This is a genomic window from Halomonas sp. SL18_1 (assembly GCF_055755715.1).
Window position 1 is genome coordinate 1,800,892 of sequence record NZ_JBVTRK010000001.1, and the last position, 20,098, is coordinate 1,820,989.

The 20,098-nt window shown below is 65.3% G+C and carries 23 protein-coding genes and 1 pseudogene; 16 read left to right on the forward strand and 8 right to left on the reverse strand.

Going from position 1 to position 20,098, the window contains the following annotated elements:
* The first annotated feature begins 61 nt into the window (after positions 1-61).
* From ACSJDS_RS09100 to ACSJDS_RS09120, 5 genes are read left to right on the forward strand one after another with little or no spacing between them, the layout of a single operon-like run.
* Positions 62-2,008: an ATP-binding protein gene (locus ACSJDS_RS09100; RefSeq protein ID WP_473032984.1), complete on the forward strand. Its 1,947-nt coding sequence runs from the start codon at positions 62-64 to the stop codon at positions 2,006-2,008.
* Positions 2,005-2,859, forward strand: a complete 855-nt coding sequence (locus ACSJDS_RS09105; protein ID WP_473032985.1) for an ATP-binding protein — start codon at positions 2,005-2,007, stop codon at positions 2,857-2,859. Before ACSJDS_RS09100 ends, ACSJDS_RS09105 begins: the two co-directional genes overlap by 4 nt.
* Positions 2,760-3,749: an ATP-binding protein gene (locus ACSJDS_RS09110; protein ID WP_473032986.1), complete on the forward strand. Its 990-nt coding sequence runs from the start codon at positions 2,760-2,762 to the stop codon at positions 3,747-3,749. Before ACSJDS_RS09105 ends, ACSJDS_RS09110 begins: the two co-directional genes overlap by 100 nt.
* Entirely contained in the window at positions 3,746-4,372 is a 627-nt protein-coding gene (locus ACSJDS_RS09115; protein ID WP_473032987.1) for a condensin complex protein MksE, read from the forward strand. The genes ACSJDS_RS09110 and ACSJDS_RS09115 overlap by 4 nt, the downstream gene beginning before the upstream one ends.
* The gene (locus tag ACSJDS_RS09120) at positions 4,369-5,610 is read left to right on the forward strand and encodes a hypothetical protein (RefSeq protein WP_473032988.1); all 1,242 of its coding nucleotides are present in this window, start codon (positions 4,369-4,371) and stop codon (positions 5,608-5,610) included. The genes ACSJDS_RS09115 and ACSJDS_RS09120 overlap by 4 nt, the downstream gene beginning before the upstream one ends.
* Positions 5,611-5,676: 66 nt before the next feature.
* Here the strand turns inward: ACSJDS_RS09120 and ACSJDS_RS09125 are convergent, their stop codons facing one another.
* Entirely contained in the window at positions 5,677-5,916 is a 240-nt protein-coding gene (locus ACSJDS_RS09125; RefSeq protein ID WP_473032989.1) for a hypothetical protein, read from the reverse strand.
* 185 nt (positions 5,917-6,101) lie between these two features.
* Here ACSJDS_RS09125 and nrdH point away from each other — a divergent pair, with 185 nt between their 5' ends.
* The 7 genes and pseudogenes from nrdH (at position 6,102) to ACSJDS_RS09160 (ending at position 11,094) form a co-directional block, all read left to right on the forward strand.
* Entirely contained in the window at positions 6,102-6,323 is a 222-nt protein-coding gene (nrdH, locus tag ACSJDS_RS09130; RefSeq protein WP_473032990.1) for a glutaredoxin-like protein NrdH, read from the forward strand.
* A gap of 31 nt (positions 6,324-6,354) precedes the next feature.
* Positions 6,355-6,807, forward strand: coding sequence for a class Ib ribonucleoside-diphosphate reductase assembly flavoprotein NrdI (gene nrdI, locus ACSJDS_RS09135; RefSeq protein ID WP_473032991.1), 453 nt, complete (start codon positions 6,355-6,357; stop codon positions 6,805-6,807).
* On the forward strand, positions 6,804-8,957 hold the full coding sequence (nrdE, locus tag ACSJDS_RS09140; RefSeq protein WP_473032992.1) for a class 1b ribonucleoside-diphosphate reductase subunit alpha: 2,154 nt from the start codon (positions 6,804-6,806) through the stop codon (positions 8,955-8,957). Before nrdI ends, nrdE begins: the two co-directional genes overlap by 4 nt.
* A 14-nt stretch (positions 8,958-8,971) precedes the next feature.
* Positions 8,972-9,964 (forward strand): class 1b ribonucleoside-diphosphate reductase subunit beta, encoded by a 993-nt coding sequence (gene nrdF, locus ACSJDS_RS09145; RefSeq protein ID WP_473032993.1) that lies wholly within the window; start codon positions 8,972-8,974, stop codon positions 9,962-9,964.
* 1 nt (position 9,965) lies between these two features.
* Positions 9,966-10,496 (forward strand): NUDIX hydrolase, encoded by a 531-nt coding sequence (locus ACSJDS_RS09150; protein ID WP_473032995.1) that lies wholly within the window; start codon positions 9,966-9,968, stop codon positions 10,494-10,496.
* Positions 10,397-10,639, forward strand: a pseudogene (locus ACSJDS_RS09155) (formyltransferase family protein); the annotation flags it as partial. The gene ACSJDS_RS09150 and the pseudogene ACSJDS_RS09155, both read left to right, overlap by 100 nt.
* Before the next feature lie 59 nt (positions 10,640-10,698).
* Positions 10,699-11,094 (forward strand): hypothetical protein, encoded by a 396-nt coding sequence (locus ACSJDS_RS09160; RefSeq protein WP_473035100.1) that lies wholly within the window; start codon positions 10,699-10,701, stop codon positions 11,092-11,094.
* On the opposite strand, the gene ACSJDS_RS09165 is transcribed toward ACSJDS_RS09160, so the two are convergent.
* The 3 genes from ACSJDS_RS09165 to ACSJDS_RS09175 all read right to left on the reverse strand — a co-directional run bounded on the left by ACSJDS_RS09165 (position 11,072) and on the right by ACSJDS_RS09175 (position 13,170).
* Positions 11,072-11,503, reverse strand: a complete 432-nt coding sequence (locus tag ACSJDS_RS09165; protein WP_473032996.1) for a helix-turn-helix domain-containing protein — start codon at positions 11,501-11,503, stop codon at positions 11,072-11,074. The two genes, ACSJDS_RS09160 and ACSJDS_RS09165, sit on opposite strands and share 23 nt — an antisense overlap.
* A gap of 123 nt (positions 11,504-11,626) precedes the next feature.
* Complete coding sequence (locus tag ACSJDS_RS09170; protein ID WP_473032997.1) at positions 11,627-12,394, reverse strand: ABC transporter ATP-binding protein; 768 nt, start codon at positions 12,392-12,394, stop codon at positions 11,627-11,629.
* A 56-nt stretch (positions 12,395-12,450) separates the two neighbouring features.
* On the reverse strand, positions 12,451-13,170 hold the full coding sequence (locus ACSJDS_RS09175) for a helix-turn-helix domain-containing protein (protein ID WP_473035007.1): 720 nt from the start codon (positions 13,168-13,170) through the stop codon (positions 12,451-12,453).
* Positions 13,171-13,448: 278 nt separating this feature from the next.
* Here ACSJDS_RS09175 and ACSJDS_RS09180 point away from each other — a divergent pair, with 278 nt between their 5' ends.
* The 4 genes from ACSJDS_RS09180 to ACSJDS_RS09195 are packed head-to-tail and all read left to right on the forward strand — an operon-like array spanning position 13,449 to position 17,714.
* Positions 13,449-14,615, forward strand: a complete 1,167-nt coding sequence (locus tag ACSJDS_RS09180; protein WP_473032999.1) for a TonB-dependent receptor — start codon at positions 13,449-13,451, stop codon at positions 14,613-14,615.
* Positions 14,606-15,439 carry a TonB-dependent receptor gene (locus ACSJDS_RS09185; protein WP_473035008.1) on the forward strand — a complete coding sequence of 278 codons (834 nt, stop codon included), beginning with the start codon at positions 14,606-14,608 and terminating at the stop codon, positions 15,437-15,439. Before ACSJDS_RS09180 ends, ACSJDS_RS09185 begins: the two co-directional genes overlap by 10 nt.
* Positions 15,436-16,467, forward strand: a complete 1,032-nt coding sequence (locus ACSJDS_RS09190) for a methyltransferase (RefSeq protein ID WP_473033000.1) — start codon at positions 15,436-15,438, stop codon at positions 16,465-16,467. The genes ACSJDS_RS09185 and ACSJDS_RS09190 overlap by 4 nt, the downstream gene beginning before the upstream one ends.
* Positions 16,467-17,714 (forward strand): MFS transporter, encoded by a 1,248-nt coding sequence (locus ACSJDS_RS09195; protein WP_473033001.1) that lies wholly within the window; start codon positions 16,467-16,469, stop codon positions 17,712-17,714. The genes ACSJDS_RS09190 and ACSJDS_RS09195 overlap by 1 nt, the downstream gene beginning before the upstream one ends.
* Before the next feature lie 38 nt (positions 17,715-17,752).
* Here the strand turns inward: ACSJDS_RS09195 and ACSJDS_RS09200 are convergent, their stop codons facing one another.
* The 4 genes from ACSJDS_RS09200 to ACSJDS_RS09215 form a co-directional block, all read right to left on the reverse strand.
* Complete coding sequence (locus ACSJDS_RS09200) at positions 17,753-18,028, reverse strand: HigA family addiction module antitoxin (protein ID WP_473033003.1); 276 nt, start codon at positions 18,026-18,028, stop codon at positions 17,753-17,755.
* 14 nt (positions 18,029-18,042) lie between these two features.
* Entirely contained in the window at positions 18,043-18,255 is a 213-nt protein-coding gene (locus ACSJDS_RS09205) for a type II toxin-antitoxin system RelE/ParE family toxin (RefSeq protein ID WP_473033004.1), read from the reverse strand.
* Between the two features lie 72 nt (positions 18,256-18,327).
* The gene (locus ACSJDS_RS09210; protein ID WP_473035009.1) at positions 18,328-19,557 is read right to left on the reverse strand and encodes a DUF3322 domain-containing protein; all 1,230 of its coding nucleotides are present in this window, start codon (positions 19,555-19,557) and stop codon (positions 18,328-18,330) included.
* A gap of 1 nt (position 19,558) precedes the next feature.
* Positions 19,559-19,999 (reverse strand): SbcC/MukB-like Walker B domain-containing protein, encoded by a 441-nt coding sequence (locus ACSJDS_RS09215; protein ID WP_473033005.1) that lies wholly within the window; start codon positions 19,997-19,999, stop codon positions 19,559-19,561.
* Positions 20,000-20,098 lie beyond the last annotated feature (99 nt).

Sequence of the window (20,098 nt, forward strand, 5' to 3'; positions counted from 1 at the left end):
CACGACGCCGGGTCTCTGGCAAGATAGGGCGCTTTGGACATGACAGGATCAAGGACGCGGCATGGCTCACCTGCTACGCATCGTGATGATTCACGGCCATCTCGAGGGAGTGGTCGAGCTCAGTGTGGACGGCCACACCAATATCTGCGGCACCAATGCGTCGGGCAAGACCACTCTGCAGCGCCTGGTGCCGGTGTTCTATGGTGAGCTACCCAACCGGGTGGTGCCCAAGACCCGGATGAAGTTCGACGCCTTCTACCTGCCGCATCGCAACAGCTACCTGGTCTACGAGTACCGCCGCGAAGCGGGCAACGTTTGCCAGGCGGTGCTGACCCGCAAGAGCGACGGCGGGGTGGAGTATCGCTTCGTCGGCGCCCCCTATCGTCCCGAGGATTACCTGATCGAGAGCGATGCCGGGGTAGTGGCGCTCGACTACGCGCAGTGGGCCAACGGGCTGCGTCGCGAGGGAATCAGCGTGTCGGCGAAGCTGGGTGCCACTTCCGAATACCGCTCGGTTATCCAGAACGACTTCACCCAGCAGGGTGCGGCCCAGTCCCAGGGCAACCGCCGCGACGGACTCAAGCTGCGCCAGATCGCCGCCCAGTTCAGTCTGGTCAAGCCCGAGCGGCGCATACGCCATATCGAGAAGCTGGTCTCGGCGGTTCACGCCAAGGAGGGCAAGATGGATACCCTCAAGACCATGCTGGCGGCGATCTTCGAGGAGGATGGGGTCGAGCTGCCGGTGACGCGTATCCGCAACACCAAGGCGCGGGAGTGGATCGCCCAGATGCGCCAGTCGATGCGTCTGGCGCCTCTCCAGCAGCGGCTGGGGGAGTTGGGCGGGGTGGACCGTGAGCTTGCCGAGCTTGAAGCCACCTTATGGCAGTTGAAACCCCAGCTGGAGGCAGATCGCCATCGCGCCGAGCGCACCCTGGCCGATCTGGAGGCACAGCTCAGCCAGCACCAGCGTGATTTTCAGGTGCGTGAGCAGGAGTACGAGCAGGCGCGGGATGCCCTCAATGATCGCGCCAGCGAGCTGGGCAGCGAGCTGGATCACACCCAGCGCGACCTCAATGACCTGCAGCGCCAGTATGAGCAGTATGCCGAAGCGGACATGCCCGTCCTGGAGCGCGACCTGGAGGCGTTGCCGCAATGGCGTGAACAGCATCAGCAGCTGCGCGACCACCTCGAGTTCATGCAGCAGGCCGTGCAGGCCAGTCAGGCCAAGCGGGAAGGGCGGCTTCGCGAGCTGGCCGATACCCTGGCCCGGCAGACCGACGAGGCCCAGGCGCTCATCGATGCCCTGGGCGAAGAGAAGGAGAGCTGTCGTGAACGGCACTGGGAGGCGCAGCGAAGCCTCGAGGCGCGCAGCCAGGGCGAGCGAGTCGACCTGGAAGCTAGCTACCAGGCGCGCCTGGAGCAGGGTGTCGAGCGTCTGGCCGAGCTCAAGACACAGCTGATGCATACTGCTCAGACCTCGGAAGAGGCTCAAGAAGCCGAGCTGGCCCAGGCGCGCCTGGACAGGGCCCAGAGCGACCGCAGCGCGGCCGCCACGACCCTCGATGGACTGCGCCGCGAGTATGAAAGCGGAAAGAAAGAGCGTGACAGCGCCGAGCGTGAGCTCGAGCAGACTCGCCAGCAGCGCTCCCAGGTCGAGCGTCGCTGCGAAGCGCTTTACCGGCAGCGCGACCCCGCCCAGGGCAGTCTGCGTCATTTCCTGCGCTATCACCGTCCGGGGTGGGAGCAGCGGCTGGGTAAGGTGATCGCTCCCGAGCTGCTGGAGCGCCGGGATCTTGCCCCCCAGCTTGCCGAGGAGGCTGGCGACGACCTATTTGGCGTGGTCCTGGACCTTGCGGCGATTGCCTTGCCCGATGACGCCCAGGATGAGGCGAGCCTGCTGGCCGCCATCGAGGCGGCCGAGGCGGCCCTGACTCGCGCCGAGGCGGATGTCCAGGCCGCGGAAAACGCCTCAAGGCGCAACATGACCGGGTCCAGGGGGCCGAGGTGACACTGGGGCAGGAGCGTAGCGCCCTCAAGCGTGCCGACGAGGAGGTGGAGTACGCCCTGGAAGCTCGCCGCCAGCTCCATGATCGCCACGTCAAGCAGCAGCAGGCGCGGCGGGCGGCCGGAGAGGCGGCGCTGGCCGAGCAGGAAGCGCTCCAGCAGGCGCTGCGTGACGAGAAGCGCGAGGCGCTGGACGCGCTCACCGAGACCCATCAGGCGCAGTTGCTCGAGCTCAAGGCCGATGCCCAGAGCCAGCTGGACGGCCTGGAAGCGCAGATCCGCCAGCACAAACACCAGCTTGGCGACCTGAAGGCGGAGCATCGGCGCCAGCGAGACGAGCTGGAAGCCGCCTTCAACCAGGAGCTGGAGGCCCAGGGCGTCGACCCGATCACCCTGAAGGAGACCCAGTCACGGCTGGCCGCCCTGGAGGAGCGCATGCGCCTCACCGCGGCCCGCCAGGAGGAGCTGGCGGCCTACCGGCGCTTCATGCGCGTCGAGTGGGGCGAGCGCAAACCGCGGCTGGTGGAAAAGGAAGCCACGCTGACCCGTGAGCAGCAGGCGGTACAGCGTGAGCGAGACCAGCTGCGCAGCGACTTCCAGGCCGCCAAGGCGGCCTATCAGCAGACGCTCAACGCGCTGAAAGGCAGTCAGCACGCCGAGCAGGAGGTCATTGGCGCTCTCGAACCGCTGCTGGACCAGGTGGAGAGCCTAGGGCTGAGCGCGGCGGTCGAGCCGAGCCGCGAGTCCCCGGGGATGTGCACGAACGTATCGAGCGGACCCGTCAGGCGCTGGCCAGCCGCAGCCGCGAGCTGGAGACCCTGCGCAAGGGCTGCGAACAGGTGGAGGGTGAGCTGATCAAGGGAGCCAGCAGCGGCTTCGTCGAGGCCCTGGACACCGAGCGGGGCAAGCTCGCCGGTGAGTCTGATTCGCCCCGGCGGCTGCTGCCGCTGCTGCGCGGCATGCTCCAGCTGCTGGAGGACCAGCAGCAGCAGCTGGTGCAGCAGGGGCGCAATCTCAGTGACGACCTGGACAAGTTCTTCGCCGTGTTCCGCGACCTCAACCGCCGCATCAGCGCCCAGAGTCGTCGCCTCTCCGAAGAGGTCGCCGACGACCTGACCCTGGAAGGTATCGGCAAGGCTGAGGTGAAGATCCAGTCCACCATCGACGAGCTTGGCTTCTGGGAGCCGCTCAAGCTGTTCGCCCAGCGCTATCGGGAGTGGCGCGAATCGGGGCAGCCGCTGCCGAGCGACGACTACCTCGACGCCTTGGCCGACGTGGTGGAACTCTTGCGCAGTGACCAGCAGTACAGCTTCGAGAGCCTGCTGCGCCTGGAGCTGCACCTCAACGAGGGAGGCACCGACCTGGTGATCAAGAACGACCGCCAGCTGCTGGAGTCATCCAGTCACGGTATGGCCTACCTGATCCTGTGCAAGTTCCTGCTCGCCTTTACTCGGCTGCTGCGCGGTCGGGCCGAGATCGCCATCCACTGGCCCATCGACGAGATCGGCACTCTGGCCTACCACAACGTCGAGAAGTTGTTCGACGCCTGCGACAGCAACCGCATCCATATCGTCGGCGCCTTTCCCAACCCGGAGTCGGACGTGCTGCTGCTGTTTGACAACCGCTATCTGATCGACCGGGATGAGGCCGATCCTTCCCTGCGTCGACTCAAGCGTATCGAACCGCGACTGAGCCGTCTGGCCGAACGGCTGCAGGCCCGCGCCGCTGAGGAGGTGACCGCATGATCGAGCACGGTCCACTGCTTGAACGTCTGCTGGCCGGGGAGTTCATCTGTGCGGTGAGTGACGAGCACGCCTTTCGTCGCCTTCAGGATGACCAGCTCCGCGAGCAGATCGACACCTACCTGCGCCCGCTCAACCGTCGGCTGGCCGCCAATGTGGGCGGCAGCGTCTATTTCCTGGCCTGGCGACAGCTGAACGACGACGCTCGGGAGCAGCTGTCGCGCCAGCTCGGCGATACCGTCAATAGCCTGCTGCCGCTGTTGGAGTGGCTGCAGCTGGTGCAGGAGGCGCTGGGGCGCGACGCCCTGATCGCCCCCGGCGACATTCTCAAGCCCGCCGAGCTCAGCGCCCGGTGCGAGGACAACCAGAGTCTGCGCGAACGCCTGGAGCGACTGGCTACCGACGGCTTCTTCGGCTCCCAGAGCGACCAGCTCGACGCCCAGATCAAGCAGCTCTTCAAGCGCTTGAGGGAGCACGGCTACCTGCTCCAGCCCCATGCCGAGCGCCAGGTGTACCTGGTCACCGGCAAGATCGACTATCTCGTCGACCTGGTGCGCTTTATCCGTGACGAGGAGAACCTGCCTGTCGAAGAGGAGGCGCCAGTCACCCAGGAGAGCCTGCTGTGAGCGACGGTCATGCCTTGGAGAGCCGCCTGATCACCACCGGCGCCGAGCGCCTGGCGCTGCTCGGCAAGCATGCCGAGGCGCTGATGGCTGGCTATGCCCGGGATGAGGTGCCAATGGCGGCGCTGAGCGAGACGGCGCTGCGCAAGCTGCTGGCGGCGCGTGTCCTGTGGCGACCGGACGAGCAGGGTGGCGTCAAGCTCGCCCCCAAGGTGCGCGACCTGATCGCCGAGATGCTTGCCGACGAGACCCGCCGCCATGTCAATGCCGGCGTGGCGGAGACCCTGGAGCTGCTGCGCGGCCTGGTGCAGAGCTATCGCGAGGCGCGCGATGCCGGCGAACACTGGCGCCAGGAGCAGCACCTTTTGCGCCTGCGCCAGGAGGTGGACGACCTCAACGGTCGCTTCGCCGATGCCATCGACAGTCTCTGGCAGCGACTCAACAGCGACTTTGGTTTCGTCAGTCGCCTGAATGACAAGATCCGTGAGAACGACCGCGCCCAGAAGCAGATCGTGCGCTTGCTCGACGGGCTGGCGCTGATCGATTTCGATGAATTGATCGAGCTGGTGGGCAGCGACGGCGCCCTGCGCAAGCTGCTGATCAGCCAGCTGCAGCAGCAGCTCAGCCAGCACTATACCGGCCTGCGGGAGGTTCAGCGGCGGCTCATCGAGCTGATGGCGCGCTTCCGCCAGCAGCAGTCGCGCAGCCGCCTGGTAGCAGGCATGGCCGCTTTCCTGCGCGAGCAACCCGGCTTCGTGCCCGGCAACTACGCCCGGCGCAGCGAAGTACCGACGCTGGTGAATCGGGCCGCGCCCCTGACCGCCGCCGCGTCGCCGGCGGTCGACCGCCATCTGGATGCCAGGGTGCTGACCGAGCTGCTTCACCAGCTGCCCGCACCGCCACACAAGCCTCAGGCGGTCAGCGCCGCGGGCCCCGCCGAGGCCCAGCAGGCGAGCCTGGTGGCCGCCCGCCAGCAGGCCCTCAAGCAGGACGTGGAGCGCTTCTATCTAGCGGTGATCGACCGCGACGGCGAGGCGCTCAGCGCCCTGGCCTACCTGCAGGCCAGCGACATGGCGTGGACCGACGAGATCTGGCTTTTTCAGGTGATTGCCGAGTACCAGGGGCTGCCCAGAGGGGAGCAGCGTGCCTTCCACCTGCGCCAGGAGGAGACCCAGGCGAGTCCCTTCAACCACCTGCGTCTGATCCACGACGTCCACCTACAGCTGGCGCTGCCCGCATGAGCCTATCGCCTGGTGGCCATCTGTTGCGAGACTACCTGGCGCTTATCTTAGACCAGCAGCGCGGGCTCAGGCAGCAGTGGTTCGGCGAACGACTGGAAAGAGTGTCGCTGGATCGAGATTGATCCGGCTCTGAATGACGAGCGCATCGAGGCGCATAATCGCGATGCCTACCGGCAGCTGTTCTCGGTGGTGTTCTCCGACATTCAGCGCCTCATTATGCGCACGGCTGCTCGCCAGCATGTACTGGAAGGCCAGCGGTCGAATGCCGCTGGAGGCAGGCAGTACGGCACCGTGCCAGGGGCGCAAGCGCCCCGGTCGAAGTAGGCACACGATGCGACGTCAGCGCGTATCGAAGACTTCTCGTTTTCTCCTTGACAGACCTATATGTAGGTATCTTAACCTGTAATGGCACAATATATGGTGTTGTTGGGTTGCCGTTTGTTATGTCCGCTCCATGGCGAGGAGCAAGCAGAGAGATGGAGGAGAGAACGATGGAAGTCCATGTCTACAGCCGCCCGGCCTGTGTACAGTGCTCCGCGACCTACCGGGCCCTGGATCGCCGGGGGCTCGATTACCGCGTGCTCGATATCGATGACGACCCCATGGCGCGGCGTACCGTGGAAGCATTGGGCTACCGTCAACTGCCGGTGGTGGTGGCCGGTGACGACCACTGGTCGGGCTTCCGTCCGGACCGCATCCAGGCGCTGTCGTAAATCGCTTCGAGGCCATTCGCAGGAGACCGCCATGTCGGCCGCACAAGCACAGCAGGCAGCGCTCGGCGCCGCTCAGCCGGATGGCGAGCTGGTGTACTTCTCGACCAAGTCGGGTAATACCCATCGCTTCGTCGAGAAGCTCGGCCTGCCGGCGCGGCGCATCCCGCTGAACCGCGACGAGCCGCCGCTGCGAGTGACCCGCCCCTATATCCTGATCACCCCCACCTACGGGGGCGGCAGCGCCGACGGTGCGGTGCCCAAGCAGGTGATCCAGTTCCTTAACGACCCGCACAACCGCGGGTTGATCAGAGGGGTGATCGCCGCCGGCAATACCAACTTCGGTACCGCGTACGGCCTGGCCGGGCGCATCATCGCCGACAAGTGCGGCGTACCGCTGCTATATCGATTCGAGCTTCTGGGCACGGATGAAGACGTGGCCAGGGTTCAACAGGGAGTAGACGCGTTTTGGAAACGACAGCCATGAGCGAGACCCACCGGCCCGCCGGCCAGGGCGAGGCGGCACGCACGCTGGATTATCATTCCCTCAACGCCATGCTCAATCTGTATGGCCCCGAGGGTGAGCTGCAGCTGGACAAGGACCGCGAGGCGGCGCGCCAGTATTTCCTGCAGCACGTCAATCAGAACACGGTGTTCTTCCACTCGTTGGAGGAGAAGCTCGACTACCTGGTCGAGGAGAGCTACTACGAGCCCCAGGTGCTCGAGCAGTACGACCGCGCCTTCATCAAGTCGCTGTTCGAACAGGCTTACGCCTACAAGTTTCGTTTCCCGAGCTTCCTCGGCGCCTTCAAGTACTACACCAGCTATACGCTGAAGACCTTCGACGGCAAGCGCTACCTCGAGCGCTACGAGGATCGCGTGTGCATGGTCGCGCTGAGCCTGGCGCGCGGCGACGAGACCCTGGCCCGGGCGCTGGTCGACGAGATCGTCAGCGGCCGCTTCCAGCCCGCCACGCCGACCTTCCTCAACTGTGGCAAGCGTCAGCGCGGCGAGCTGGTGTCGTGCTTCCTGCTGCGCATCGAGGACAACATGGAGTCCATCGGCCGTGCCATCAACTCGGCGCTGCAGCTCTCCAAGCGCGGCGGCGGGGTGGCCTTCCTGCTCAGCAACATCCGCGAGTTCGGCGCGCCGATCAAGCGCATCGAGAACCAGTCGTCGGGCATCATCCCGATCATGAAGCTGCTCGAGGATGCCTTCTCCTACGCCAACCAGCTGGGCGCGCGCCAGGGCGCCGGGGCGGTCTATCTCAACGCCCACCACCCGGACATCCTGCGTTTCCTCGACACCAAGCGCGAGAACGCCGACGAGAAGATCCGTATCAAGACGCTGTCGCTGGGCGTGACCATCCCCGACATCACCTTCGAGCTGGCCAAGCGCAACGAGGCGATGTACTTGTTCTCGCCCTACGACGTGGAGCGCGTCTACGGCGTGCCGTTTGGCGATATCAGCGTCACAGAGAAGTACCATGAGATGGTCGACGACTCGCGCATCCGCAAGTCAAAGATCAACGCCCGGGAATTCTTCCAGATCCTGGCCGAGGTGCAGTTCGAGTCGGGCTATCCCTATGTGATGTTCGAGGACAACGTCAACCGCGCCAACCCCATCGCCGGGCGTATCAACATGAGCAACCTCTGCTCGGAGATCCTCCAGGTCAATACGCCGAGCCTCTATGACGACGACCTCGGCTATCGCCACACCGGCGAGGACATCTCCTGCAACCTGGGCTCGATGAACATCGCCAAGGTGATGGACGCCGGCGATATTGGCACCAGCGTCGAGATTGCCGTGCGCGGCCTGACCGCGGTCTCTGAGATGAGCCACCTCGCCTCGGTGCCGTCGATCGCCGAGGGCAACGCCCACTCCCGTGCGATCGGCCTGGGGCAGATGAACCTGCACGGCTTCCTGGCTCGCGAGCATATCCACTACGGCTCGGACGAGGGGCTGGACTTCACCAACCTCTACTTCTACTGCGTGGTCTATCACGCCCTGCGCGCCTCCAACCGCTTGGCCGTCGAGCACGGCGCGGCCTTTGCCGGCTTCGCCGACTCCGACTACGCCAGCGGGGCGTTCTTCGACAAGTACACCGAGCGCGAGTGGCAGCCGCGTACCGAGAAGGTGCGGGGGCTGTTCGAGCGCGCCGGCATCGCCATCCCGACCCGCGAGGAGTGGCAGTCGCTCAAGGCCTCGGTGATGGAGCATGGCCTCTACAACCGCAACCTGCAGGCGGTGCCGCCCACCGGCTCGATCTCCTACATTAACCACTCCACCTCGAGCATTCACCCGGTGGCGGCCAAGATCGAGATCCGCAAGGAGGGCAAGCTGGGGCGCGTCTACTACCCGGCGCCCTATCTCAATGACGACAACCTGGACTACTACCAGGACGCCTACGAGATCGGCCCGGAGAAGATCATCGACACCTATGCCGAGGCGTCGCAGCACGTCGACCAGGGCCTGTCGCTGACGCTGTTCTTCCCCGACACCGCCACCACCCGCGACATCAACAAGGCCCAGATCTACGCCTGGCGCAAGGGCATCAAGACGCTCTACTACGTGCGCCTGCGCCAAAGCGCCCTGGAAGGAACGGAAGTAGAGGGCTGCGTTTCCTGCAGCCTCTGACAAGCGAGCGAATCATGACCAACGTACACGCAGCACAGGGCACGGCGCCGCGCCTCTCGCGGGTCGATGCCATCAACTGGAACCGCCTCCAGGACGACAAGGACCTGGAGGTGTGGAACCGCCTGACCAGCAACTTCTGGCTGCCGGAGAAGGTGCCGCTGTCCAACGACATTCAGTCGTGGAACACCCTCACGCACCAGGAACAGCAGCTCACCATCCGCGTCTTTACCGGCCTGACGCTGCTCGACACCATCCAGAGCAGCGTCGGCGCCCCGGCGCTGATGCCTGATGCGCGTACCCCCCACGAAGAAGCGGTCTACGCCAACATCGCCTTCATGGAAGCCGTGCACGCGCGCTCCTACAGCTCGATCTTCTCGACCCTGTGCGCCACCCGGGACGTCGACGACGCCTTCCGCTGGAGCGAAGAGAACCCGACCCTGCAGGCCAAGTCGGAGCTGATCCTCGAGCGCTATCGCGCCGACGACCCGCTGATGCGCAAGGTCGCCAGCGTGTTCCTCGAGTCGTTCCTGTTCTACTCCGGCTTCTACCTGCCGATGTACTGGTCGAGCCACGCCAAGCTGACCAACACCGCCGACCTGATCCGCCTGATCATTCGCGACGAGGCGGTGCATGGCTACTACATCGGCTACAAGTTCCAGCAGGCGCTGGCCGAGGCCACCCCGGAGCGCCAGGCGGCGGTCAAGGAGTACGCCTACGAGCTGCTGCTGGAGCTCTACGACAACGAGGTCAAGTACACCGAGTCGCTCTACGACGAGGTGGGCCTGACCGAGGACGTCAAGAAGTTCCTCCACTACAACGCCAACAAGGCGCTGATGAACCTCGGCTTCGAGGCGCTGTTCCCGTCAAGCGTCACCGACGTCGATCCGACCATCCTCGCCGCGCTCTCGCCCAACGCCGATGAGAACCACGACTTCTTCTCCGGCTCCGGCTCCTCCTACGTGATCGGGCGTGCGGTGGCCACCGAGGACGAAGACTGGGCCTTCTGACATGAACAAGGAGTTATCGACCGTGTCCGACGATATCGACTCGCCGCTGTTGATCCGCATCGCTGCTGCCATTGTGCTCGACTCTGGCCAGCGATGGCTTCTGGTGCGTAAGCGGCATACCCGTTATTTCATGCAGCCAGGAGGCAAGATCGAGGCAGGTGAAGCGGCTGACTCGGCGCTCTGTCGTGAGCTCGCGGAGGAGCTGGGTCTTCGGGTCGAGCCCGACCGGTTGACGGAGTGCGGTATTCGCCGCGCTCCCGCAGCCAATGAGGCGGGGCATGAGGTAGAAGCCCATCTGTTTCGACTGGTGACCGATGAGCGTGTCGCGGCGGCCGCGGAGATTGCCGAGATACGTTGGGTCGATCGACGAGATGCGCTGCGACTGCCTTTGGCGCCATTGACGCGAGAGCTTTTGCTGTGTGGGCTGAGCTCGATTGCCCCTCGCTGGCCGCCTGGCACGACCTGCCCTACTACCATCTCCCCATCACCCCGGAGACCAAGCCCGAGCAGGAGGCCCAGGTGTGGCAGGTGATCGAGGAGAGCGGCGCCGAGCTGGTCATCCTGGCGCGCTACATGCAGGTACTCTCCAGCGAGATGAGCGAGAAGCTGGCGGGCAAGGCGATCAATATCCACCACTCGCTGCTGCCCGGCTTCAAGGGCGCCAAGCCCTACCACTGTTCGAGCGGCTGCTGGAGGCGCCGCGTGCCGATCTCGACGAGGAAGGCAACCGCCTGTTGGCCAAGCTGCATCTGCAGCACAAGGTACGGGTCGAGAACGGCGCCTTCTCCACCCAGGCGCTGTCCCAAGGCCAGCGCAAACGCCTGGCACTGGTGGTGGCCTATCTGGAGGGTCGCCCCTTCCTGGTCTTCGACGAGTGGGCAGCGGATCAGGATCCGCTGTTCAAGGAGGTGTTCTACCGCGAGGTGTTGCCCGAATTGAAGCGCATGGGCAAGGCGGTGCTGGTGATTTCCCACGACGACCGCTACTTCCCCTCGCTGACCGGCTGGTGCGGCTGGAGAGCGGCAAGCTGTTGGCAGCTGAGGCGGTGGCTGGAGCGGAGGTGGTGTAATCAGAATTATCATGACAGCATTCATGCTGCATGGGTGGTCAGCCAGCCGCGCGGCCCTTGAATGCATCGGTCGGCACCCCGAATCGCTCGGAGAGCCCGCAGATCTGACGCCAGTTCAGGGAGCGTTTACCCGCCAGGATGGCAGATACGACGGGTTGAGCACCAACTTCGGGTAAGTTGCTTTGGGTGACGCCATGTTCTTCCATGAGATAGCGGAGCACATCGACGTTGGAGACGTCCGGCATGGGACGATGCTCCTCGTCATAGGCTTCGATGATGTCACCGAGGCGCGCTACCAAACCTGCCAGTGGGTGATTCTCGTCGTCACCTACCATGTCGAGCAGTTCATCCAGGGCCTCGACCTTGGTGTCGTAATCCGCTTCACTCTCAGGTTCGCTGAGCAGGGGGGCGATGTATGCCCAGTGCATTGTCGCTTGATCAAGAATGGCGTTCATGGTCAGTCCTTCCATCTGCCCTTGTCGTACTCGCTATGCTCGAGGATCTCCCGGATGTAGACCCGTCTGGCGCGTACTGTCCGTCTACGCTCTCAGGTCACTCCCCTTCACGCGGAAGGATGATGGAGTGGCCTGCACCTAGCACGCCACGGCGATGCGATGCTCGCCATTGGGGTGAGGCATCACCTGCATCGGTAGACCGTAGATCGCTTCCAGAGTGTCGTTGGTCATCATTTCCGTGGGGGAGCCGTGGGCCAGCACCCGGCCGCTGTGCAGGGCGAGGAGTTCGTCGCAGTAGCGCGAGGCCATGTTGATGTCGTGGAGCACGATGATCACGCATAGCTTGAGTTCGTCGCACAGCTTGCGGATCAGTGCCAGCACTTCCATCTGATGGGAGATATCCAGTGCGGCCAGCGGTTCGTCGAGGAGCAGGAAGCGACTCTCCTGGGCCAGCAGCATGGCCAGCCACACCCGCTGGCGCTCGCCGCCGGATAGGGTGTCCACCAGCCGGTCGGCGAAGTCCTCGGTATGGCTGAGTTCGATGGCGCGCTCGACAGCGGCCTTGTCCTCTTGGGTGTGGCGGCCCAGTAGCCCATGCCAGGGGTAGCGCCCGAAGCTGATCAGCTCGCGGCCGATGAGATTCTCGGCGCTAGGCAGGTGCTGGGGCAGATAGGCCACCCGGCGGGCGAACTCGCGCTGGCCCCAGTCACGCACGGGGCGGCCATCCAGCAGCACCTCGCCTTGGCTGACGGGCTGCTGTTGGGCGAGCAGCTTGATTAGGGTCGATTTCCCCGAGCCGTTATGGCCGATCAAGCCGTAGATCTTTCCCTCCTCGAAACGGTGCTCCACGGGATGGAGCAGACAGGTGCCGTTGACCTCGAAGGTAGCGCCCTTGACCTCGAACATGATGGTTTCCTTGCGCGGGTAGTCGATTCCCATAGGGTAAACGAGAATCGTTGTCTTTATCTACCGTGTTTGACTGCCTTGGGCGGATAGCCGAAGAAACGCGCGAAGGCTGTGCTGAAGTTGCCGGGGTGGCAATAGCCGGTGGCATAGGCGGCCTGGGCTACCTGCTGGCCGCTTTCCAGTAGGGCATGGGCGTGGCGCATGCGCTGTTCGTGGAGAAAGCGCCCCGGAGTAATCGCGAACAGCTGGCGAAAGCCCGCCTTGAGCTTCTGCTCTCCCAGCCCCACCCGCACCGCCAGGTAGGCCAGGGTCAAGGGGCGATCCAGCTCATCCAGGATAATCTCCCGCGCACGATTGATGCGTTCGGCATCCGCCGTGGTGATACGTCGCGCAGGCGGCGCCGGTAGCAAGGTTTCGAGCTGCTCCCCCAGCAGGCTAAGGGCGTGGATGTGCCGCTGGATATGTGATCCGCCCATCTGCAGAAGGGCGCGCAGCGCCTCAAGGTGCGCACGACTGCTCGCCGGCGTGGGTTGGAAGGCCAGCGACCGAATGCCGCGGGAGGCGGGTAGCACAGCCTGGCAGCGTTCGCCCAGATAGCGGGTCAGCCAACCGGCGGTGGCGACCAGGCGAAGCTGGAGTACGGCGTCACCGCCCGGCATATGGCGCTCGCCTTGGCTGTGGTGGAAGGCGGTGACCGTGGTGTGGTCGCGGTAGAAGTCGACCCGCGGGCCGCAGCGCTCCCGGTATTCGGAGCGACCCTCTAGGCCGAAGGTCATAATCACCCCAGCGTCTGCATGGGGGCGTGGCTTGTCTCGATCAGTGCCCGGGACGGGCGGCAGCGCGTGAGCGCTACCGCAAGACCGTCGTCGAGTCGATGGAGCCGGGTGTCTTGATGCAGTGAGCCGCGGCTGGGGCGTGATGCATCGTCGCGCATAGGAAGCGGGTCGCTTTGCATATGAATGAATATGATAATTGATCGTATTTGTCGCTAGCCTACTCCTTCGAGCGCCCCCATGCCAGGGGCGCCAGAGGTCCGAATCGAAGGAGGCAAGCGATGCGACGAACTGGCTGGAGCAGCGGCGCGGCGATACTGCTGGTGGCAGGCTGGGCAGGCGCCGTGGTCGCCCAGGAGGCGGCGTTGCCGGCGGTCACGGTGACGGCCAATAAGGTCGCCCAGGCCGAGGAGGAGGTACCGTCGAGCCTGGCGGTGGTCTGGGGTGAGGCGCTGGCGGATAGTGGGGCCAGTAGGGTGGAGGATCTGGCGCGCCATGAACCCGGGCTGAGCTTTCAACCCTTCGGCCAGTCGGGCACCGCGCTGCCGGTGATGCGTGGGCTGACCTCGGGGGCCACGGCTTTTTCCTCATCGGTGTTGATGCTGGTCGACGGCGTGCCGGTGGTGAGTGGACAAGGCTTCGATCATAACCTCCTGGGGGTGGAGCGGATCGAGGTGCTGCGCGGCCCCCAGTCGACGCTCTATGGCCGCAATGCCGAGGCCGGGGTGATCAGCCTGCATACCCGTGAACCGGATGAGGGCCCCTATGCCGAGCTGGAGGGCGTGCTTGGCAGTCGCGATCTGGCGGCCTTGCGCCTCGATGTCGCCCAGCCGCTGGTGCCCGAGCGGCTCTATCTGGGCGTCAGCGGTGAATGGCGCCAGCAGGATGGCTATGTGGCGAACCTGGCCCGTGATGGTGCGGCGGACGATCACCAGCGCCAGGGCGGGCGGCTGAGCCTGCGCTGGCTGCCGGCACCGGGCAGCGACGTGACCCTGCGCTATGGCCGGCTGGCCTATCGTGACGCTGCGGCCCCCTGGGGGCGGGCCGAACGCGGGGCACGCCAAGTGACCTCCCCAGACCCGGGCAGCAACCGTTCGTCGGGTGAGGATGCGTCCCTGGATGTGCGCCATGCCCTGGCACCGGGCTTGACGCTGCGCTCGATCACGGCGCGGCGCGAGATCCGCGACCGCATCACCCAGGACACCGATCTAACGCCGGCCCAGCGTTTTGCCATGGGGCGCGACCAGCGTCTGACCACCCTCTCCCAGGAGCTGCGGCTGGAGCGCCAGGGCGATGAGTGGCAAAGCAGCTGGGTGCTGGGGCTCTATGGTGACCGTGACGACCATCGGTTGCAGTTCGAGCAACGCAACCCGATGGGCACCCAGCGCAATCGGGCGCTGCTGGAGGGGAAAACCTGGCGCTGTTCGGGCAGTGGACGCTGCCGCTGAGGGAGCGCTGGCGCCTGACGCCAGGGCTGCGCATGGAGCAGAGCCGCGTGGCCTTGACGCCCCAGGGAGCCGAGCGGCGCAGCGAGCGCTGGCGCGACGTTACCTCGCAGCTGGCCCTGCAGTACCGCCTGGGAGATGACGACTGGCTCTACGCCCGTTATGCCGAAGGGTTCCGCTCCGGGGGCTTCAACGCCTTCTCGGCCCAGAGTGGCTACCCCGGCTACGACCCGCAGCAAGTCACCGCCTATGAGCTGGGCATCAAGGGGACGGCATTGTCGCAACGGCTGCGCTATGGGCTCGCCACTTACTGGATGAGTATCGACGATATGCAGGTGCAGCAGGTCCTCCAGCCTGGCAGCGTGTTGATCAGCAACGCTGCCGCGGCACGCTCGCGGGGTGTCGAGCTGGATCTCGATTACTGGTTGGGCGGCCCTTGGACGCTGCAGGCGGGGCTGGTGCTCAATCGCACCCGCTTTCGTCAGTTCGTGGATGTCACTGGCGACCATGCTGGCAATCGCAACCCCTTCGCGCCAGACATCAGCGGCAGGCTGGGGCTGCGCTACGACTCGCCCCAGGACTGGTATGCCCAGGCCAACCTCAGCGGCATGGGCAAGACCTACCTGGATGCGGCCAACCACTTGCATCGCGCCGGACACGCCGAGCTGGACCTGTCCGCTGGTTATCGCCACGGGCCCTGGCAGTTGGGGCTCTACGTGAATAACGCCACCGATCGCCGCTTCGATGCCGTCGGCCTGCTCAACGGCAGCGTGCGGGAGTACAGCCCACCCCGGGAGATCGGCCTGCGTCTGGGGGTGTCGCTATGAGCCCGCTTGACGATGCGCCTGGCCATGCGCTGCAACCCTACTGGGATCTGGCCCTGGCCGCGGTGCAGGCCGAAGCACTGCAGCTGGCGCTGGCGGAGGCGCTCTTCGATACGCTACAGCAGCCTCACTCAGTGGCGGCCCTGGCCAGCGCCAGGGGCTGGCGGCCAGCGAGCGTCGAGCACTGGTTGACCCTGCTGTGGAGCATGGGGCTGCTCGACCGCCAGCGGGATGCCGCCGGCGAGTGGCACTACACCAGCAGTGAGGTGGCGCGGCGCTATCTGGTGGTGTCTTCCGATATGGCGTGTGGCGAGGCGTGGCGCTTTCGACTCACCTCGCTACGGGACTTCGCTGACAACCTGGGGGCTGGCTTGGATGAACAGCGCCGGCCGGCACCGCTCGCCAGCGGTGTGCGCTGGGCCGCGGCAGCGCGTGGCCATCTGGCGCGGGAGCAGGTCGCGGTAACGGCGCCTGCCGCCTGTGAGCTGGTCTCACGCCGGATGGCGCATGAAACACCCTGGCGACTGCTGGATCTCGGCGGTGGCCCCGGGCGGGTGGCCGTGGCCCTGGCCAAGGCGTTTCCGCACATGCGCGGCGTCGTCTTCGAGCTGCCCGAGGCCGCCGAGGTGGCCGCCCGGCATATCGCCGAGGCGGGCTTGGCATCACGACTTGAGGCGCGCGGCGGCGATCTGGCGACGGATACCCTCGGCAGCGGGTACGACCTGATTTGGTGCTCCTCGGTGCTGCACTTCGTGCCGGATCTCGCGGCCTGCCTGGCCAAGCTGCATGCCGCGCTGCGGCCCGGTGGTGAGCTGATCTGCGTGCACGCTGAGATTCCCGACGAGCCCGTGGTGGCACGCCGCATGCTCTCCTACTACCTGCCGTTGCTGTGGCAGGGGCGCCGGGTAACCCATGCCGGCGAGCTGCGCGATGCCCTGCTGGCTCATGGCTTCGAGGTGTGCGAGGAGCAGCCGATCAACCTGCCCATGGCACCTGCCTCTGCCTTGGTGGCGCGGCGGAGGAGAGCATGATGGGCAAGATGACGGCTAAGCAGCTGGCGTTCGGCTGGTTCCACTTCGTGTTGGCGCTGCCCAGCATCTACCTGTTGCTGGGGATGCCGCTGGTGCTGCGAGAGCAGGGCTGGAGTGGCACTCAGATCGGCCTGCTGCAATTAGCGGGCCTACCGGCGGTGCTCAAGTTGCTCATGGCGTTTCCCGTGGAGCGATGCCGGCCGGCGGGCGGCGGTTATCGGGCTTGGGCCGGCCTGCTCGGGGTACTGCTGTGTCTGACGCTACTGGGGCTGGCGTACAATCTGCCGCTGACACAGCCGCTGCGCTTTGTGGCCTGGGTGTTGCTGATCAGCCTGCTGGCGACCTGGGCCGATGTGCCTGTCAACGCCTTGGCGATTCGCTGCCTGCCCGCCGGGGAACGGCTGCGCGCCGGCAGCATTCGCTCGGCGGCGCTGTTTTTGGCCGCGGTGGTGGGTGGTGGCCTGCTGCTGGTGCTGCACCAGCGAGCGGGCGGGGCCGCTCCCTTTGTGTTGATGGCGCTGCTGCTGGCAGCGGGGGGCCTTATGCTGTGGGGCATGACGGCGCCCGCCGAGACACCCAGCCGGCCGGAAACGCTGGCTGTCTCGGCGCGTGGCCGTGATGGGGCGATGGGCTTCTTTCGCCAACCCGCTGCTGGCATCTGGGTAGCGCTGTTGCTGCTGCTCTTTCCCTTTGTCGGGGCCGGCTGGGTCTACCTCAAGCCGCTGATGCTCGACCTTGGCATGCCAGCGGAGCAGGTCGCCTGGTGGGTGGGGGTAGGCGGTGGAACGGCGGGAGCACTGGCTAGCCTGGCGGGACAACGCCTGGCGCGGGGAATCGGCATTGGCCTAGCGTTACCGCTGTGCGCGGGCCTGGGGGCGCTGGCCTTGGCGCTCCTGGGGCTGGTGAGCCATATGGCGGCTGGGCAGACGTTATGGCTGGTGGGCGCGGGGCTGCTGGCCTGTGCCATGGGAGCGCTCTCGGGGCTGGTGTTCGGGCTGATGATGCACTTCGCACGGCCAGGGTATCGTGCGCTCGACTACGGTCTGCAGGCGAGCCTGTTCACCCTCTCGCGCCTGGCGGTGCCGGTGCTGGCCGGGATAGCGCTCGACCAACTGGGCTATTCGGGGATGTTCAGCGTGCTGGCGCTGTGCATGCTAGCGGTGGCGGTCTTGCTGGGACCGAAGAGTAAGCGGCTCGAGATAGCGCTCTCGCGGTCTCTACCAACCCGGTCGGTTGCGCAGGTGTAAGGCTGAGGGGGCGATTAAGCATTGAGAGCGTCGACTATCTAAGCTGCGCCCCGGTTATGGCGAAGCTGGAAAAGGTCATAATTGGCCTGCATGGAGAGCCAGAACTCGGCGCGTCCAGTGCTCAACTGTTCCAGTGCCAATGCCATTTCAGGGGTGACGGAGGCGCTACCGTTGATCACCCGGTTCAGGGTGTTACGGTGACAGCCAAGTTGCTCGGCGACCATGGCCACGCTGCCTATCTTGTGGCCGTCTTCGTCTTCAATCAGGCGCTGCCGGATGATCCGGCCCGGGTGTGAAGGGTTATGCATCGCCATGTTTGCTTCTCCCATCAGTGGTAATCGTCATAGTTCAGCAGGTAAACATTGCCGTCCCGGAATTCGAAGAATAGTCGCCAGTTACCCGACACCTTGATGGCATATTGGCCCTTCAGATTTCCAGTCAAAGGGTGCAGGCCCCAGTTGTTGGCGGCTATATCGTCAAGGCAGGTGGCGGCGTCAAGTACGGTCAGGCGATCACGGCAGGCGGTCAATATGATCGGCACGGATGCCGATCATATTGTAGCGTGTCGCGCGACACTGTTCAATTCTGGACTGATTCAATTACCCGCACCCTGCTAGCCTGTTAGCGATAGTCGATGCAGCGTTAGGTTATGCGTCGTGCTGCGGATAGGGCCGCGACTGCACGTTCGACGACGCTGAAGGCGATACGCTCCTGTTCCAGCCGCACCCGCTCCCCCAAGCGGTCTGTGCGCAGTTCCTCGAACAGTGCCTGCTCCGTGGCGGTAAGCCGGGTGGGGTGGCCGGTGTAGCGCTTGTCCTGGGGCTCCTGGCCCCATAGGGGCTGGTGGTCGATCAGGGTGGGGCGGTCCATCAACAGGGAGCGGGCATGGGGCAGGCCTGCACGCAGGCGGTTGAGGATGCCGAAGCCGTGGGTATCGATGTCGCCCCAGTACCAGATGGCGGTATCGTGCAGCCAGGGGATCTCTCAGCCGCTCCAGGCCATAGCCCAGCCCGAAGATCACCAGGCTACCGGCGGCGTCGGGGAAGGCCAGGCCATTGGTGCGGTTCTCGGTGATGAACACGCGCCGCACCGGCAGGTTCAGCCCGGCGAACTCCTCCGGCGGAACCGCGATATCGCGCATACCGTGGATGGCCAGCGCCTGGTCGAGTAGGCGAAAGCGGATCTGTGGCGCTTCCGTGCGCAGGCCATAGCGACGCGCGAAGCCCTTGACGCCGCTGGCATCGCGCTGGATGGCGGTCGCCGGTAGCACCACATCCAGCAGCTCGGCAAGCAGGCTCCGGCGAGTTTCGATGAACTTGGTGTCGACGCCGGGGATATCCAATTGGCGCAGGTAGAGCCCCGGCCGTGGATTGGCCAGGAACCACGCCAACACGGCCAGTAGCCGGGGCCAGTCGTCGGCGTGGCGTAGCACGCTGAGGGGGCGGCGCGCTACCCAATCCCGCAGCTCGGGGTGTTGATGGAGCAGGGTGTCGGCCAGGGCCTGGAAACGCTGGGTATCCTGTTGGCGGCCAATCAGGCGCAGCGCCTGGGCCTCATCGGGGATCACTGCTGCCACCGGCATGGCGTTGCTGCCGTGGACCCGGTTGTTGACCTGCTGCCAGCGCAGGTCGTAGCCATAGCCGCGTTTCTCGCGGCTCTGCTCCCGCAGCCCGCTAACCCAGTCCATCACCGCGCCGAAGCGCTCGGTGATGTCCCGGGCGCCGGGGCGGCGCAGGCGGATCTCCAGGGGAACGGTGATTCGCCGGACACCCGGGCGCCGAGAAGGCGGCCGCTGTCCCAGGCCTTTTCCACCTGCGCGCGGATGGATGCAGGGGTGCTCCAGCTCATGACGCGCTTATCATGCTGCGGGCGGCGCGCTCGGCGCGATACTCCTCGATGCTGAGGTTGCGCACCATGGAGTGCTGGCCACCGTCGTTGTGCACATAGCCCACGTTGGCCACAAAGGGCTCGATGATATGGATTTTCTGCAGCGGGGTGATGATCAGCAGCTGCAGATTGAGCCGCTGGAATAGCTCGAGACCGTAGCGGGCGGATTCGTCGGAGCCGCGGCCGAAGGCTTCATCGATGACCACGAAGCGGAATGAACGTGAACTTTGCCCGCCCGTTTCGAGGCCGAACTGGTAGGCCAGGCTGGCGGCCAGCACCGTGTAGGCGAGCTTTTCCTTCTGACCACCGGATTTGCCGCCAGCATCGGTGTAGTGCTCGTGCTCGGCGTCGTCCTCTCGCCAGCGTTCTGAGGCGGAGAAGACGAACCAGTTGCGCACATCGGTGACCTTGCGTGTCCAGCGCTTGTCGAGCTCGGTCTGGCCCTCGCGTCCACGCAGGCGCTCGATGATGGCTTTGACCTGCAGGAATTTGGCTTC